General features: G+C 71.5%; 15 protein-coding genes. 13 read left to right on the forward strand and 2 right to left on the reverse strand.

Going from position 1 to position 16,366, the window contains the following annotated elements; genetic code table 11:
• The first annotated feature begins 72 nt into the window (after positions 1 to 72).
• From DRB96_RS35705 to DRB96_RS35740, 8 genes are all read left to right on the forward strand, one after another.
• A complete protein-coding gene (locus DRB96_RS35705; RefSeq protein WP_112452151.1) occupies positions 73 to 729 on the forward strand; it encodes a DUF317 domain-containing protein in 657 nt (218 codons plus the stop codon).
• 35 nt (positions 730 to 764) lie between these two features.
• Positions 765 to 1,349, forward strand: coding sequence for a hypothetical protein (locus DRB96_RS44015; RefSeq protein ID WP_204357901.1), 585 nt, complete (start codon positions 765 to 767; stop codon positions 1,347 to 1,349).
• A 34-nt stretch (positions 1,350 to 1,383) separates the two neighbouring features.
• Positions 1,384 to 3,177, forward strand: coding sequence for a type IV secretory system conjugative DNA transfer family protein (locus DRB96_RS35715; protein WP_112452152.1), 1,794 nt, complete (start codon positions 1,384 to 1,386; stop codon positions 3,175 to 3,177).
• Between the two features lie 119 nt (positions 3,178 to 3,296).
• Entirely contained in the window at positions 3,297 to 4,193 is an 897-nt protein-coding gene (locus DRB96_RS35720) for a hypothetical protein (protein WP_112452153.1), read from the forward strand.
• A gap of 107 nt (positions 4,194 to 4,300) precedes the next feature.
• Complete coding sequence (locus DRB96_RS35725; RefSeq protein WP_112452154.1) at positions 4,301 to 4,942, forward strand: hypothetical protein; 642 nt, start codon at positions 4,301 to 4,303, stop codon at positions 4,940 to 4,942.
• A complete protein-coding gene (locus DRB96_RS43385; RefSeq protein ID WP_162688851.1) occupies positions 4,939 to 5,682 on the forward strand; it encodes a DUF317 domain-containing protein in 744 nt (247 codons plus the stop codon). Before DRB96_RS35725 ends, DRB96_RS43385 begins: the two co-directional genes overlap by 4 nt.
• Positions 5,683 to 6,474: 792 nt before the next feature.
• A complete protein-coding gene (locus DRB96_RS35735; RefSeq protein WP_112454153.1) occupies positions 6,475 to 7,305 on the forward strand; it encodes an SAM-dependent methyltransferase in 831 nt (276 codons plus the stop codon).
• Positions 7,302 to 9,497: an EAL domain-containing protein gene (locus DRB96_RS35740; RefSeq protein ID WP_112452155.1), complete on the forward strand. Its 2,196-nt coding sequence runs from the start codon at positions 7,302 to 7,304 to the stop codon at positions 9,495 to 9,497. Before DRB96_RS35735 ends, DRB96_RS35740 begins: the two co-directional genes overlap by 4 nt.
• A gap of 101 nt (positions 9,498 to 9,598) precedes the next feature.
• Here the strand turns inward: DRB96_RS35740 and DRB96_RS35745 are convergent, their stop codons facing one another.
• The gene (locus tag DRB96_RS35745; RefSeq protein ID WP_112452156.1) at positions 9,599 to 10,477 is read right to left on the reverse strand and encodes a LysR substrate-binding domain-containing protein; all 879 of its coding nucleotides are present in this window, start codon (positions 10,475 to 10,477) and stop codon (positions 9,599 to 9,601) included.
• Positions 10,478 to 10,572: 95 nt separating this feature from the next.
• Here DRB96_RS35745 and DRB96_RS35750 point away from each other — a divergent pair, with 95 nt between their 5' ends.
• The 5 genes from DRB96_RS35750 (at position 10,573) to DRB96_RS35770 (ending at position 15,595) form a co-directional block, all read left to right on the forward strand.
• A complete protein-coding gene (locus DRB96_RS35750) occupies positions 10,573 to 11,277 on the forward strand; it encodes a succinate dehydrogenase (protein WP_112452157.1) in 705 nt (234 codons plus the stop codon).
• Positions 11,278 to 11,279: 2 nt separating this feature from the next.
• Positions 11,280 to 13,280: a fumarate reductase/succinate dehydrogenase flavoprotein subunit gene (locus tag DRB96_RS35755; protein WP_112452158.1), complete on the forward strand. Its 2,001-nt coding sequence runs from the start codon at positions 11,280 to 11,282 to the stop codon at positions 13,278 to 13,280.
• Positions 13,277 to 14,023, forward strand: coding sequence for a succinate dehydrogenase/fumarate reductase iron-sulfur subunit (locus DRB96_RS35760; protein WP_112452159.1), 747 nt, complete (start codon positions 13,277 to 13,279; stop codon positions 14,021 to 14,023). Before DRB96_RS35755 ends, DRB96_RS35760 begins: the two co-directional genes overlap by 4 nt.
• A gap of 258 nt (positions 14,024 to 14,281) precedes the next feature.
• The gene (locus DRB96_RS35765) at positions 14,282 to 15,091 is read left to right on the forward strand and encodes a pentapeptide repeat-containing protein (RefSeq protein ID WP_112452160.1); all 810 of its coding nucleotides are present in this window, start codon (positions 14,282 to 14,284) and stop codon (positions 15,089 to 15,091) included.
• 195 nt (positions 15,092 to 15,286) lie between these two features.
• A complete protein-coding gene (locus DRB96_RS35770) occupies positions 15,287 to 15,595 on the forward strand; it encodes a hypothetical protein (protein ID WP_112452161.1) in 309 nt (102 codons plus the stop codon).
• Positions 15,596 to 15,777: 182 nt separating this feature from the next.
• Here the strand turns inward: DRB96_RS35770 and DRB96_RS35775 are convergent, their stop codons facing one another.
• The gene (locus DRB96_RS35775) at positions 15,778 to 16,356 is read right to left on the reverse strand and encodes a hypothetical protein (RefSeq protein WP_112452162.1); all 579 of its coding nucleotides are present in this window, start codon (positions 16,354 to 16,356) and stop codon (positions 15,778 to 15,780) included.
• Positions 16,357 to 16,366 lie beyond the last annotated feature (10 nt).

The raw sequence follows: 16,366 nt of genomic DNA on the forward strand, positions 1-16,366 counted from the left end.
CGCCACGTCACCCACGCCCTGCGGGCCCGCGGATGGAGTCTGGACTCCGACCCGCTGCACCCGGCGATTCGGATGACCAGCCCCGACTACGCCTTCCGGCTCGACCTCACGCCGACGCCCAGCAGCTTTCACCGCTGGTGGCGCATCGACAACAACTACGGGTCCGGCTTCTGGTCCGCCACGTTCAACGGCGACACCCCCGCGGAGATCGTGGCCGGCCTGACCGACGCACTCATCCGGCCCGAGCCCGAAGAACCAGCCCCCTCCGTGATCGACGTCCTCACCGGCCGCGGCTGGGAACACACCACGTCCGAGACCGGCTCGCAGAGGCTGACCTCGCCCGACGCCATCGTCCAGGTGGAGCTGTACGTCTCGCCCTCCCTGGGCGTCATGGGCTGGGAGATCGAGGCCGCCCACCACTTCGGTCAGTACGGCCCGGAGCAACGCATCTGGCGGGCCCACCTCGACGCGGCGACCCCCGCTCACCTGCTGGCCGCCGTCGCCGAGGCGATCTCCAACCCCACGCCGGTACTGCGCGCCCGATTCAAGATCAACGACAGTGCCCACCTGACGCAGGGCCCGGAGTTCGCGATCGGCTCCGAGGTCGTCGGCGCACACAAGAAGCGCCTGGCGGAGGCCCGCCGCCACCGGCCCAAGCCGCGCCTCACGACCACCGCCGTGGCCGCGCCCGCACTTCCCACCGCCTCATCGCCCAGGCCCGCCCGGTAGCCGCCGGCCACGAACTCCCCATCCCCGAAGGACCCGTGACAAATCCCGACCCCCACGCCGGGCACCAACTCCTCCTGGGCCAGCTCGCCCTCTACCTCCGCGAGGCGGAGCAGATCCTCGCTGCCTGGGACACCTACTCCGACAAGCACAGCGACCCCGACGGCTGGCCGCACGACGAGAGGGCCTACGGGTTTCGCCAAGCCCAGCGCGACGCCGACACGTGGCGGTCCTTCAATCGGATCCGCTCCGGTGCCGGCGGCCTAGTCGCCACAGCCGAGGTCCAGCTGCAGAAGCTTCCGAAGCGGAGCCTCCACCAGCGCTGGGCCTGGCAGATCGGCGCCCTCCGCACCGCCCAGGAACGGATCAGTGCCCTGCAGAGCGAGTGGCTCAAGTTGCGCGCCACCCTGCCGGAGTCTGTACGGCCCGGGGTCGAGGAGTACGGCGTTCCGCTCGCCGAGCGGAACGCCGAGGCCTGGCACTACCTGGACGAATGGGCCCTGCACGGCCAGGCCGTCCTCGACATCCACACGGCCTTCCGGCGCAGTCAGTCCCGGCCGGCCGCCGTTCCCGTTCCCGCGCACCCCGGCCGGGACACCAGCCCGGCAACACCCCGCCGGTAGACGCCCACCGCCCCCTTCCCCTGGAACCGCCCTCTTGTCCAGCACCTCCCCCAACTCCAACTCCGACGGCTACGACATAGCCTCCAAGGCCCTCCTCGGCGCCTTCGCCGTCGCCCTGCCTCTGTCCACCCTGGCCTGGCTGGGCGGCAACGCGACCGCCTGGGTCACCGGCAGCGGCCCCTGGGTCCCCTACCAGCCAGCGGAAGCACTTCTCCACCCCGAACGCCTATGGCCCGCGGCAGGAGAAACGTCCCTGCTGATCGGAACCCGCGTTCTCCCCACCGCGGTTCTCCTCACCCTCACCGTCTTCGGATACCTGTGGTGGTCCCGGCGCCGGGGCACCAGCGGGAAGAGGAAGCGTGTCGCCGGGATGGCCAAGCAGAGGGACATCGAGCCGCTGCTCGCCAAGGCCATCACCGCCAAAGCCCGCTCCCTGCGGCCCAGCCTGAAGGAGGTCAAGGCCATCGACGCCTCCGACACCGGCGTCCTGCTCGGCAACCTGCAGGGCAGCCGCTCCGAGGTCCGGATGGGCTTCGAGGACGTCGCGGTCGCGATCATGGCCCCCCGATCCGGCAAGACGACCTGCCTGGCAATTCCCGCGATCCTCGCCGCCCCCGGCCCCGTGCTGCTCACCTCGAACAAAGCAGCCGGTGACGCCTACACCGCCACCCTCGACGCCCGCGGGGAGGACGGCCGGACCTGGAGCATGGATCCGCAGCAGATCGCCCACGCGGCCCGTGAGATGTGGTGGAACCCGCTCGCCACCGCCAAGTCCCTAGATGGGGCCGGTAGGTTGGCCGGGCACTTCCTCGCCGCGAGCGTGGATGCCTCCCAGCAGGGCGACTTCTGGTCCAAGGCCGGATCCAACATCCTGAGCCAACTGTTCCTGGCCGCAGCTCTCGACGAACGCCCCATCACCGACGTCATGCAGTGGCTGGCCTTCCCCGCCGACCGCAGGCCTCTGGACATCCTCCGCGACCACGGGTTCTCGGCCGTCGCCGCACAGCTCAAGGGCACCGTCGAAGGCCCGCCGGAGACCCGCGACGGCATCTACGAGACCGCGAGGCAGTACGCCTCGGCGCTCCTGAACAGCGAGATCGCCGCGTGGGTCACCCCTCAGAAGGGGGTCGCCGAGTTCAAGCCCGCCGACTTCGTGACCAGCAAGGACACCTTGTACCTGCTGTCGAAGGACGGAGGCGGCGGAGCCAGTGCGCTGATCGCCGCGTGCGCGGACTCCGTGATGCGGGCCGCGACCACCCAGGCCGAACGGGCCGGCGGACGCCTGGACCCGCCCATGCTTGCGATCCTCGACGAGGCCGCCAACGTGTGCAAGATCAGTGACCTCCCCGACCTGTACTCCCACCTCGGGTCCCGCGGGATCATCCCGATCACCATCCTGCAGTCCTACCGGCAGGGGCAGAAGGTTTGGGGCGACGCAGGCATGGACGCCATGTGGTCCGCGTCCACCGTGAAGGTGATCGGCTCCGGCATCGACGACCCGGACTTCGCCGACAAGCTCAGCAGGCTGATCGGTGACCACGACGTCGAGACGAAGTCCACCTCCATCTCCGACTCGGGGAAGTCCACCAGCATCAGCATGCGCCAGGAGCGGATCCTTCCCGCGGACGCGATCCGCGCCCTCCCCAAGGGAACCGCGCTCTGCTTCGCCACCGGCATGCGCGCAGCCATGCTCGACCTGCGCCCCTGGTACCTGGAGCCCGGCGCCGGCACCCTCGCCGCCGCTTCCGCCGCCGCGTCCAAGGGCATCACCGACCGAGCGGTCGCCAAAGCCTCGCCACAGAAGGACGGCTTCGGGAAGGCGGCGTGAACAACCCGGACCGCTCGCCGAAGCACGCTCCGTGCCGGTCGCAGTGACCTTCCCGAAGACACCGGGAGGGGTCTCGCCCTGGCCCCCGACAGCCTGCCCCCTCGAACAGAAGGAGCCCTGTGCCTGATTCGCACCCGCCGCCCCTGGAATACCCCGGCCTGTCTGACTTCATCGACGACATCATCGAGGATCTTCGCCGGCACCCGATTGGCATCGACCACGTCTCCGTCAGCACCGTCACACGGCACATCAGCCAAGTCAGTGCACTCCTCGCACGGGTAGCCGACGAGGCTCACGCCCACAGCGACCACGCCCGCCGTCACCCCGAGCCCAGCATCTGGCGGCCGACCCACATCCTTTCGATGACGACGGTCTCGCTGGCCGAGGCGCTGTCCGGCTATACGAAGATCCTCGCCCCCCTAACCATCGCCTGCGAGCCCACCCCGTACGGCACGGTCGACGACGCCATGGACCGCTTCGACTTCTACGAGGCCACCGATGAGCACCTGCCCGTCATCCGCCGGGCACTGTCCGAGGCCCGCGACCACATAAGGCCGGACGCGACCGCCCCCCAGCCGTCGTCAGCGCCCAGCTCCCCAACCCGGCCGCCCGCAATGGACGACGCACCCGGGCGCCCCGACCCTTCGCCGGCAGACACGAACTCCGACCGCGGTCCGCAACCATCCCCACCCCGGGTCCCGGCCAAGTTGAACGACGCCCAGCACCGCGCGCTCCAGGTCATCGCCGAGCACGAGATCACCGTGTATCTGAGCAGGCACAAGCTGGCCCTGTCCGGCCAGCCCGGCCCTCACCGGTTCACCATGCGCACGGTGGAGGCCTTGGAGGCGCAAGATCTGGTGAAGCGTAGTTCCGCCACCACCCTCGTGACGGGCCAGCGACTGCACCTCACTCCCACTGGCCGCCAGGCCCTCGACAGCCTCGGCCCGGTCCCACTGCCCGCTCCGGCTTCCGCTCCCGTACGTCCGGTCCGCCCACCGGCGGCCCGCACCCGCTAGCCGGGATGCGCGACAACGCCCCGGACCGCCCGTAGGCACCAGCGTCGACACCTTCGTGCCCGCGCCCTGGAACCCAACCTGTGCCCGATACCCCATGAGAGTTCGCCTTGCAGATCATCGACCTTGCAGAACAGACCCGCTTCCTCGGCCAGGTGGCCCCCACTCTGAAGGCCCTGCGCGAGGAGGTGGAGAGCGTGAGGGCGGGAGAGATAGCCAAACCCCTTCGCGAGATCGGGCCGACCGCCGTCCGCGTACAGGACTTCGCGATGCAGTGCACCCAGCAGGCCCTCACGCTGTCGACCAGCCAGTACGCCGCCATGAAGGACGGCCACGAGAACCTCGCCGAACTCGTCGAAGCCACAACCCAGATATCTCTCGCCGCCACCCTGTGCACGCTCGCCATCCACCGCCGCACCGAAGTCCTGCTGTACGACGACGCTGATGAGACCCCCGCGGCGAGCCGCAGCAGGCTGAGTGAGGCCACCGAGGAACTGGATCGAGCGGCGAAGACGTACCACCGGCTGGCACAGCGCCTGTCCCATCGCCTGGCCTCGTTCGCCGCGCGACGCGAGGACCAACAGCTGATCGCCCGGGCAGCGGGTAGTCCCGGCGTGACCACGACGCCGAAGGCGCATGCGGCACGGCCTGAAGTCCTCGGTCCGCCAGCAGGCGTCGTCGGGGCACCTCACCCCACCGACACGGCACCCGCAGCCTCGCCGCCCACACCGCGAAGCCCGGGGCGCAGGTGACCGGCCTCGCCCCCACCGATCGCGTCCTCGTCTCCCCGCGCTACCTGGCCGGCGCGGGTACCGACAAGATCACCGACGTCATCGGGCCGCTCGTCCGCCTCTTCGACTGGCGGGCAGAACAGAACCAGCAGCATGTGAGGCTTACCCATCCCCAGGGCACAGCAGCGCTGGACTTCACCCCCGAGAGCCCCGACGGCCTGTGGTGGAAGATAGAGAACGTCGAGCCCCACTGGCAGATCCAGATCAGCCGCCAGGCCCCGATCGAGGCGGTATCGGCCGTCGCCCAGAGCCTGCCGCAGCTCCTCGGCGACCACCGTCACGCCGAACAGATCTCCATCACCAGGCTCTCGCTCCGCGAGATCGCCGTCACCAACCGGTGGGTCCGCGCGCCCGACAACAGCGCCTACAGCTCCCCGGACAGCCACTGCTCGGTGCACCACCGCCCCCGCCCCGGCGTCGGCTGGTCCTTCGAGCACTCGGTCTACGACGGGTTCGACACGCACTGGAGCGCCACCTTCACCGACGCCGTGCCCGCGCCGCTGGTCGCCCAGTTCTTCTCCCACCTGGCGTCCAGCACGCCCGTGGAGCGCCAGTACCGCGAGATCCCCTTCCTCTCCCGCGACCTGAGCGCCGCGATCATCACGCCCGCCCACTCCGCAGGCCTCGGCGCCCACGTACACCACGCACTCGCCCAGATCCCTCAGCCCCGCCCACCTGCGGCACCGCCCCGCCGTCCCTGATCGGACCGCCAGAAGCGGCCTCGCCTGATTGACGACTGCCCCCGCTACCGCACCGAAGAGCACCGCACGACGCTAACCAGCCGCCCCCGTGGAGTACCCCTGAGTCCGCCCCGTGGTGGTGGCCGTGACCGTGGTGGTGGCCGTGACCGTGACTGTTGCCGGGGGCCCCTTGGTTGCCGTTGCCGTTGCCGTGGCTGTTGCCGTTCGCTTTGCCGCCCTGGCCGTTTCCGCGGCCGTTCCGGCGGTCGTCGTCGGCGCTTCGGGCGCCCGGGCCGCCTGGAACGCCGTGATGTCCGCCACCCCGACCGCCCCCGGCCGCGGTGGCGACGGCGGAAGCGACCAGCCTGACGGCGCTCGCACCGTCCTCGGCGTCGGTCGTCGCGGAGGCGCGGCTATCGGCCATGGCCGGTGTCGCGGACAGGGCGGCCCACAGCAGGACCGGGACCGCCAGGAGGCGCCTGGAAGAGGCTCTTTTCACCCCGGGATCATGGGTTCACGCGCGCTCGCGCGCGGGAAGGTTTCCCCTGGTTCGCCTGAACGGGTGAGGTCTTGGCTACGGAGGTTTGAGCCAGATCCTGATCGAGTCCGATCGGGCATCTGCCTTTTCTCAAAAGGTATTTGTCGGTTTCGGTCATTCCGCAACACCGTCCGCGCGCACCTTTGGCGTGTGACGAAGAACGGATCGGCAATTTCCGCTTTCGCTCGCTCCGTTGGGCAATGATCAGTAGATTCGGCTCGGACAGGAGTCCGACCCCGTCCGGACCGCTGCAGGACTACGGCTTGGAGACCCCGATGGAGCGCCCCGCCTGGGCCCCGCCAGGCATCGACATATCGGTGCCGAGTGTGTCCCGCATCTACGATTACTACCTGGGCGGCTCCCACAATTTCGAGGTCGACAGGCAGGCAGCCCGTCGAGCCATGGAATTCATGCCGGGCCTGCCCAAGATCATGCAGGCCAACCGGGCATTCATGCGCCGCGCCGTCCGCTACGCCGTCGGCGCCGGCGTCACGCAGTTCCTCGACATCGGCTCCGGCATCCCGACCTTCGGCAACGTCCACGAGATCGCGCAGGCCGCCAGCCCCGAGGCGCGCGTGGTCTACGTCGACCACGACCCGGTGGCCGTTGCCCACAGCCAGGCCGTCCTCGGCAACACCGAGCGGACCGGCGTCGTCGCCGCCGACCTGCGCAAGCCGCAGGAGATCCTGACCGCCCCCGAGGTCGGCCGGGTGCTCGACCTGAGCCGCCCCGTGGCCCTGATGCTCGTCGCCGTCCTGCACTTCCTGGAGGAGGCGGACGATCCCTACGCCGCCGTCGCCGAGCTGCGCGAGGCGCTGGCCCCCGGCAGCCTCCTGATCGTCACGCACGCCTCGTACCAGGGGATCCCGCTCTCGGAGGAGGTCGCGAGCGGAACCGTCGGCGTCTACCGCGACATCCGCAACCCGCTCGTCATGCGCGACGCGGAGCAGATCGGGCGCTTCTTCGAGGGCTTCGACCTGCTCGAACCCGGTCTGGTGGCCATGCCGAACTGGCGGCCCGACGGGCCCGACGGACCCGACGGCGACACCACGGACGAAGACCCCTACGCCTTCTCGGGCTTCGCCGGCGTGGGACGCAAGGCGTGAGACTGCCGGCACAGCAGACGGCGGGCGACCCGAGTGCGCCGCAGGGCGCCCTGGAGGACCGCATCGGCCGGTTCGCGACCATCTGGGGACGGGCGATCTTCCCCGTCACGGCGACCTCGCTCACCCGTGTCGAGTTCGAACGGCACCTCGTGCCGCTCACCCGCACCCTCGTCGAGGCCCTGCGCGCGCGCCCCTTCGACGCCGCCGTCGGCCAGCGGGTCGGTACGGAGCTCGTCGCCGTCCACTGCACGGATCCGGAGGCCCTCGCCGGCACCCTCGGCGTGGTCGAGTCCTACCTGGTGCTGTACTGCGGGCCGGTCGGGCCCGACGCCGACGGAAGCGGGGGCGCCGAGGAGTACCGGTCGCGCTGCGCCCGCCTCCAGCACGGCATCGCGGCCGGGTTCGCCCGCGCACTGCGCGAGCGCACCCTCAAGGAGCAGGAGGCCATCGCCCGCTCCGCGCTGACCGCCCGCATCGACGCCCAGCAGGCACTGCACGCCAGCGAGGCCCGCTTCCGGGCCGTCTTCGAGGGCGCGGCCATCGGGATCGGCATCGCCGACCTGGAGGGCAACGTCCTGGAGGTCAACGACGCGCTGCTGCAGATGTTCGGCGGCATGGACGGGCACGTCCGCGGCCGCAACGTCAGCGAATGGGGCCACCCCGACGACACCCCGCACGTATGGCGGATGTACGGCGAACTCGTGCGCGGCGAACGAGAGAGCTACCGCGTCGAGAAGCCCTACTACCGGCACGACGGGACGGTCCTGTGGACCAACCTGACGGTCTCGCTGCTGCGCGACGCCGAGGGCGTCCCGCAGTACCAGCTGGCCCTGATGGAGGACACCACCGAGCGCCGGCTGCTCAACCTGCGCCTGCGCTACGAGGCCACCCACGACGCCCTGACCGGCCTGCCCAACCGGACGCTGTTCTTCGAGCGGCTGGAGAAGGCGCTCAGCGGGGCCGGCGGCACCCGGTTCGGCCTGTGCTACCTCGACCTCGACGGCTTCAAGGCGGTCAACGACAGCCTCGGCCACTCGGCGGGAGACCGGCTGCTGGTGGAGGTCGCCGACCGGCTGCAGAGCTGCGCGACCGGCCCCGGCGAGGTCGTCGCCCGGCTCGGCGGAGACGAGTTCGTGGCGCTGACCACCGGGCCCGACACCGAGGAGAAGGCCACCGAGCTCGCGGTCCGGATCCTCTCCGCCCTCTCGGTCCCGATCCGGCTGGAGGGCCGGGAGCTGACCGTCCGGGGCAGCATCGGCATCGTCGAGGGAGCGGCGCGCGAGCGCACCCCCGCCGAGGTGCTGCGCAGCGCCGACATCACCATGTACCGGGCCAAGGCGGCCGGCGGCAACCGCTTCGAGTTCGCGGACGCCGAGGCCGACGCGCGCGCCATCACCCGGCACGGGCTGACCAACGCCCTGCCCGCGGCGCTGGAACGCGGCGAGTTCTTCATCGAGTACCAGCCGCTGGTGCACATGCACGACGGCAGCGTGCACGGCGCGGAGGCGCTGGTGCGCTGGTCGCATCCGCAGCACGGGGTCCTCGGCCCGGACCGCTTCATCCCCCTCGCCGAACGCACCGGGCTGATCGTGCCGCTCGGGCGCTGGGTGCTGGAGGAGTCCGTGCGCCAGGCCCGCACCTGGCAGCACCAGCGCGGCGGCGCCACCCTGCGGATCAACGTCAACCTGTCGCCGACCCAGCTGCACCACCCGGGCCTGGTCGCCGACACGATCCGGGTCCTGGAGTCCTCGGGCCTGGCCCCGGGCACGCTGTGCCTCGAAGTCACCGAATCGGCCCTGATCGGCGCCGACGACGAGCTCCTCGAACCGCTGCGCCGGCTCGCCGCCCTGGGCGTGGACATCGCCCTGGACGACTTCGGCACGGGGTACTCGAACCTTGCCAATCTGCGCCGGCTGCCCGTCAGCGTCCTGAAGCTGGACCGTTCCTTCACCAAGGGGATGCAGCAGGAGCCGGCCAATCCGGTCGACGTCAAGATCGTGGAGGGCATCGTCGCCCTGGCCCACAGCCTCGAACTCGCCGTCACGGTCGAGGGAGTGGAAACCGGCGCCCAGGCCGCCCAGCTCCGGGCGCTGGGCTGCGACACGGCCCAGGGCTGGTACTACGCCCGCCCCGGAGCCCCCGACCGCATCCACACCCTGTCCCTCTCCGACGCGGTGCCGACGGCCTCCTGACACCCCCCGGGCGGCCGGTCCGCCCGGGGTCCCGCTCCCGGCCCGGTCCCGGCGGGGGCTCGAACCGGCCCGTGGCGGACCGTTCCCGGAGGGGCCCGCGCTCAGCTCAGCAGCATGCGCTTGAGTTCGCGGGCCGCGCGCGGGGGCGCCACGTCCGTGCGGTGGGCCAGGGCGATCGTGCGGCGCAGCGGGGAGCCGGCCAGGGCGGTGGCGCGCAGGCCCGGGCCCGCGTGGTCGACCACCATCGCCGGGACCACCGCGATGCCGAGCCCCGCGCGGACGAACCCCAGCACGGCGTCCATCTCGCCGCCCTCCACCGTGAACACCGGCTCGAAGCCCTCCGCCCGGCACGCCGCCACCGTCAGGTCCCGCAGGTCGTAGCCGTGCCGGAACATCACCATCGGCTCGTCGCGCAGCGCCCGTACGGTGAGCGCGCCGCCGCCCGCCGGTGCCGGGAGGGCCGCGGAGGAGACCACCACCAGGTCCTCCGTCAGCAGCTCCACCGTGGTCAGCGCCGGAGCCGAGGGCGGCAGCGGCAGGGCGATCAGCGCGAGGTCCAGGGCCCCGCGCGCGAGCTCCCGCACGAGGTCGAGCGAGCCGCTCTCCTCGATCAGCAGCTCGATCCCGGGATGCGCGGAGTGGAAGGCCCGCAGCACGTCCGGCAGCAGGCCCGTGCACACGCTCGGAGTGGCCCCCAGCCGGATCCGGCCGCGCCGCAGCTGCGCCAGCTCCTGCACCTCGAGCCGCGCGGTGTCGGCGTCCGCGAGGATCCGGCGGGCCAGCGGCAGCAGGGTCTCGCCCGCGTCGGTGAGCGCGATGTTCCCGCGCGCCCGGCTGAACAGCTCGGCGCCCAGCTCCCGCTCCAGGGCTTTGATCTGCTGGGACAAGGAGGGCTGGGCCACGTGCTCGCGCTCGGCCGCGCGGGTGAAGTGGCGGGTCTCGGCGACGGCGACGAAGTACACGAGCTGCTGGAACTGCATCGTCCCAGGCTAGCGGGGTACATAGGCTTTGCCTATCGACTTCAGCTCCACCATGTCTTGGACCTTTCGGGACCTTCGTCCCTACGGTCTGTCCCATGGCTCTGGCAACGCGGACGGGTCGACGGCCGTCCACCACGCGCACGCTCTGGGACTCCTCCGTCGGCAAGAAGTCCGTCATGGCCGTCTCCGGCCTGATCATGCTCGGCTACCTCGTCGCGCACATGCTCGGCAACCTCAAGATCTTCTTCGGGGCGGAGGAGTTCAACGGCTACGCGCACTGGCTGCGCACCCTCGGCGCCCCCGTCCTGCACCACGAGTGGGCCCTGTGGATCGTCCGCGCGGCCCTGGTCGCCGCCGTCGTCGCGCACGCGGTCTGCGCCTGCCAGCTCAGCCGCCGCGACATCAAGGCGCGCCCGGTGAAGTACGCCCACAAGCGCCGCCGGGCGAGCTACGCCACCCGCACCATGCGGTGGGGCGGTGTCATCCTCGCCCTCTTCATCGTCTGGCACCTGCTCGACCTCACCACGCTCACCGTCAACGAGCGCGCCTGGGCGGGGCATCCGTACGAGAACGTCCTGGCCACCTTCTCCACCTGGTACGGCAACACCATCTACCTCGTGGCGATGGCGGCCCTCGGCCTGCACGTGCGCCACGGCTTCTGGAGCGCCGCCCAGACCCTGGGCGCGGGCAACGCCCGGCGCGAGCGGACCCTGAAGTTCCTCGCCAACGCCCTCGCCCTCGTCCTCTTCGCGGGCTTCGTGTCCGTACCCGTCGCCGTCATGACCGGAGTGGTGAGCTGACCATGAGCGCAAGCACGAGCACTTCCCAAAGTTCCCACAGCCCCCATCAGTCCCACACCGAGTACGCCGACTACACCACCGGCGAACCGCTCACCGACACCAAGGCCCCCGAAGGCCCCATCGCCGAGCGCTGGGACCGCCGCCGATTCGAGGCCAAGCTCGTCAACCCGGCCAACCGGCGCGGACACACCGTCATCGTCGTCGGCACCGGACTGGCCGGCGGCGCGGCCGGTGCCACCCTCGCCGAACAGGGCTACCACGTCGTCCAGTTCTGCTTCTCCGACTCACCGAGGCGCGCCCACTCCATCGCCGCCCAGGGCGGCATCAACGCCGCCAAGAACTACCGCAACGACGGCGACTCCGTACACCGCCTCTTCTACGACACCGTCAAGGGCGGCGACTTCCGCGCCCGCGAGTCCAACGTCCACCGCCTCGCCCAGATCTCCGTCGAGATCATCGACCAGTGCGTGGCCCAGGGCGTCCCCTTCGCCCGCGAGTACGGCGGCCTCCTCGACACCCGCTCCTTCGGCGGCGTCCAGGTCTCCCGCACCTTCTACGCCCGCGGCCAGACCGGACAGCAGTTGCTGCTCGGGGCCTACCAGGCCCTCTCGCGCCAGATCGCCGCCGGCAACGTCGAGATGCACGCCCGCACCGAGATGCTCGACCTGATCACCGTCGACGGCGTGGCCCGCGGAATCGTCGCCCGCGACCTGGTCACCGGCAAGATCGACACGTACTACGCGGACGCGGTCGTCCTCGCGAGCGGCGGCTACGGCAACGTCTTCTACCTCTCCACCAACGCCATGAACTCCAACGCGACCGCCGTCTGGCGGGCGCACCGGCGCGGCGCGTACTTCGCCAACCCCTGCTTCACCCAGATCCACCCCACCTGCATCCCGCGCACCGGCGACCACCAGTCCAAACTCACGCTGATGAGCGAGTCGCTGCGCAACGACGGCCGCATCTGGGTCCCCAAGGCCAAGGGCGACACCCGCCCCGCCGCCGACATCCCCGAGGCGGAGCGCGACTACTACCTGGAGCGGATCTACCCCTCCTTCGGCAACCTCGTGCCCCGGGACATCGCCTCCCGCGCCGCGAAGAACGTCTGCGACGAGGGCCGCGGCGTCGGCCCCGGCGGCGAGGGCGTCTACCTCGACTTCGCCGACGCCGTCCGCCGCATGGGCAAGGAGAAGGTCGCCGAGAAGTACGGCAACCTCTTCGACATGTACGAGCGGATCACCGCGGAGAACCCGTACGAGGTCCCCATGCGGATCTACCCCGCCGTGCACTACACGATGGGCGGACTGTGGGTCGACTACGACCTCCAGACCACCGTCCCGGGCCTGTTCGCGATCGGCGAGGCCAACTTCTCCGACCACGGCGCCAACCGCCTCGGCGCCTCCGCCCTGATGCAGGGCCTCGGCGACGGCTACTTCGTGCTCCCCTCCACCATCAACGACTACCTGGCCCGCCACCCGCACCGGGAAGCGGTCGACGACACCCACCCCGAGGCCGCGGCCGCCGTCCGCGAGACCCGCGACTGCCTGGCCGGACTGCTCGCCGTCGACGGGGACCGCACCCCCGACTCCTTCCACCGCGAGATCGGCGAACTGATGTGGGAGTACTGCGGAATGGCCCGCACCGAGGAGGGGCTGCGCAAGGCCCTCGCCCGGATCCCGGAGATCCGCGAGGAGTTCTGGCGCCGGATCAAGGTGCCCGGCAGCGGCGAGGAGTTCAACCAGTCGCTGGAGAAGGCCAACCGCGTCGTCGACTACCTGGAGCTCGCCGAGCTGATGTGCCTCGACGCCCTCCACCGCGCCGAGTCCTGCGGCGGCCACTTCCGCGAGGAGTCCCAGACCCCGGACGGCGAAGCCGCCCGCCGCGACGAGGAGTTCGGGTACGCGGCCGCCTGGCAGTACACCGGAACCGGCATCGCCCCCGTCCTGCACAAGGAAGACCTCGTCTTCGAGTACGTCCACCCCACCCAGCGGAGCTACGCATGAAGCTCACCCTGCGCGTCTGGCGCCAGCGGCACGCCGGCGCCCCCGGCGCCATGGCCTCCTACGAGGTCGACGGCATCTCCACGGACATGTCGTTCCTCGAGATGCTCGACACCCTCAACGAGGACCTGATCCTGCGCGGCGAGGACCCGGTCGCCTTCGACCACGACTGCCGCGAGGGCATCTGCGGCGCGTGCAGCCTCGTCATCAACGGCGACGCCCACGGGCCGGAGCGCACCACCACCTGCCAGCTCCACATGCGCTCCTTCGCCGACGGGGACACCATCGACGTCGAACCGTGGCGGGCCTCCGCCTTCCCCGTCGTCAAGGACCTCGTGGTCGACCGGGGCGCCTTCGACCGGATCATCCAGGCCGGCGGCTACATCACCGCGCCGACCGGCGCGGCCCCCGAGGCGCACGCCACCGCCGTGCCCAAGCCGGTCGCCGACCTCGCCTTCGAACACGCCGAGTGCATCGGCTGCGGGGCGTGTGTGGCGGCCTGCCCCAACGGCTCCGCGATGCTCTTCACCTCCGCCAAGGTCAACCACCTGAACGTGCTGCCGCAGGGCTCGCCGGAGCGCGAGACCCGCGTCCTGGACATGGTGGCCACCATGGACGCGGAAGGCTTCGGCGGCTGCACACTGGCCGGCGAATGCGCGACCGCCTGCCCCAAGGGCATCCCGTTGCCGTCGATCGCGGCCATGAACAAGGAGTGGCTCAAAGCGGTGCGCCACGGGCCGCGCTGAGCTGAGAGTTCCGGCGGGGCCGCTTCCCCGTACCGGGCCGCGGACGGGCCGGCGCGGGCCGGGTCGGGCCGGCGCGTACCGGGCCGCCCCGGGCGGTCGGGCCGCCGCCGGCGGCCGCGCGCAGTCCGCCGATCGGATGACCCGCGCGGTGCCCGCCGTGCCGTGACCGGCCGCCCTCCCGAACATGGGCGACAGTGAGCCCCATGCCCCAAGCCCCCGCCGGATCCCCCGCCGCCGACGGCCCCGCAGCTCCCCGTCCTGCGGGCGGAGTGCGCCGACTGCTTCGCCCTGTGCTGCGTCGCCCTGCCCTTCGCCAAGTCCACCGACTTCGCCGTGAACAAGCCCGCCGGCACCCCCTGCAAGAACCTCCGGCAGGACTTCCGCTGCGGCATCCACACCCGGCTGCGCGACTCCGGCTTCCCGGGCTGCACCGTCTTCGACTGCTTCGGCGCGGGCCAGCAGGTCTCACAGGTCACCTTCGAAGGCCGCGACTGGCGCGCCCACCCCGGCACGGCCGGCGCGATGTTCGAGGTCTTCCCGTTGATGCGGCAGCTGCACGAGCTCCTCTTCTACCTCTCCGAGGCCCTCGCCCTCACCGAGGCCCTGCCCCTCCCGGCGGCCCGCCCGGTCCACACGGACCTGCGCACCGCGCTGGCCACCACCGCCCGATGGACCGAAGCGGCCCCGCGGGCCCTCGCGGACTTCGACATCAACCCCCTGCGCCAGGAGGTCAACACCCTCCTGCTGAAGACCAGCGAACTCGTACGGGCCAAGGTGGCGGGCCGCAAGAAGAACCACCGCGGCGCCGACCTGATGGGCGCCCGCCTCTCCGGCGCGGACCTGCGCGGCGCCAACCTGCGCGGCGCCTACCTCATCGCCGCCGACCTCAGCGGCGCGGACCTGCGCACGGCCGACCTGATCGGCGCGGACCTCCGCGACACCGACCTGCGGGACGCCGACCTGCGCGAGGCCCTCTTCCTCACCCAGGCCCAACTGGGCGCGGCCCGGGGCAACCCCGCGACCCGCCTCCCGGACTCCCTCACGCACCCCGCGCACTGGCTCCCGTAACGCTCCGCCCGAGCAGGGCCAGTACACCCCCACACCCACAGGACGGCGCTCACAGAACGGCGCTCGCCGGAGAGATGTGCGCCCCTCGCGCATCCACCCGCCGCCCACCTGACGTGACGCTGGGCAACGCACCCCATACGGTGAGCCACGCAACCGGAAGATGATCGTCATCGGACGGCTCCCTGGAGGTTTCCCATGCGACGACGAGCGACCACGCCCCTCAGCACTCGCGGCACCCTCGGCACCCTCGCGGCCGCCGCCGCCCTCGTCCTCGGCGCCGGTGGCGCCGCGCACGCGTCCTCGGGCGATCTGGTCATCAACGGCCGCGCGATCCACGAGCCGTCCGGCTGCATCGCGCACAACGGCCCCGCCGCGGTCGCGAACCACACCGACAACCCGGTCTTCATCACCAGCGGCCGCTGGTGCAGCGGGGCGATCATCGGAGTCATCCACCCCGGCGACACCCGCTTCGCCCCGTTCACCTCGAACATCTACGTCCCGTAACCACACCCCGTCCGCCCGTCAGCCCGTCAGCCCGTCAGCCCGTCCGCCCGTCAGCCCGTCCGCCCGTCAGCCCGTCCGCCCGTCCGCCCGTCAGCCCACCCGGACACCCGGACACCCGGACACCCCGCTGGTGCCGCGCCCGGCTCGTGCCCCGGGCGCGGCACCGGCGGGGAGGCCGGCCGTCACGGCTTGACGACGGCCTGCCAGCCGAGCGGGCAGAGGACGCCCATGGCCGAGTAGTCGCAGAAGATCTCCGAGACGTCCCCGCCCGTCGTCAGCACCTTCACGTACGCCCGGTAGTTGGTGTACGTGATGGACACTCCGCACGCGTCCCTCGGGTAGCCGGGGTTGGCCCGCGTGGTCAGGTCCCTCCAGACGTACGCCCCGACCATCGCCCCGGCCACGGTCCGCCGGCCGATGTACACCCGCCCCCGGCTCAGCGCCGCACTGAGCTCCTGGTCACCCATCGCCTTGATCGAGTCCAGGTCGGCGCACGGCCCGGTCGGACCCCGCTCCCCCTTGAGCCCCCGGTCACCCTTCGGACCCCGGTCACCCTTGGGCCCCTTCGGCCCCGGACACCCACCGCCGGGCGCCGCCGCCTTCGACCTCAGGCCCTCGTCCCCGGAGGGCTTCGCACACGTACCACCGCCGGCAGCCGACGCCTCCGGGACCGAGGCACCCGTGAGCACGAGCGCCAGCGGCAGCGCGAGCCCGCCGGCCAGCCAGGCCGCCCGCCGCCCCGCCTTGGTGAAGTAACCCATCTGTCGCCCA

The sequence above is a fragment of the Streptomyces sp. ICC1 genome, assembly GCF_003287935.1.
Taxonomy (GTDB): Bacteria; Actinomycetota; Actinomycetes; order Streptomycetales; family Streptomycetaceae; genus Streptomyces; species Streptomyces tritrimontium.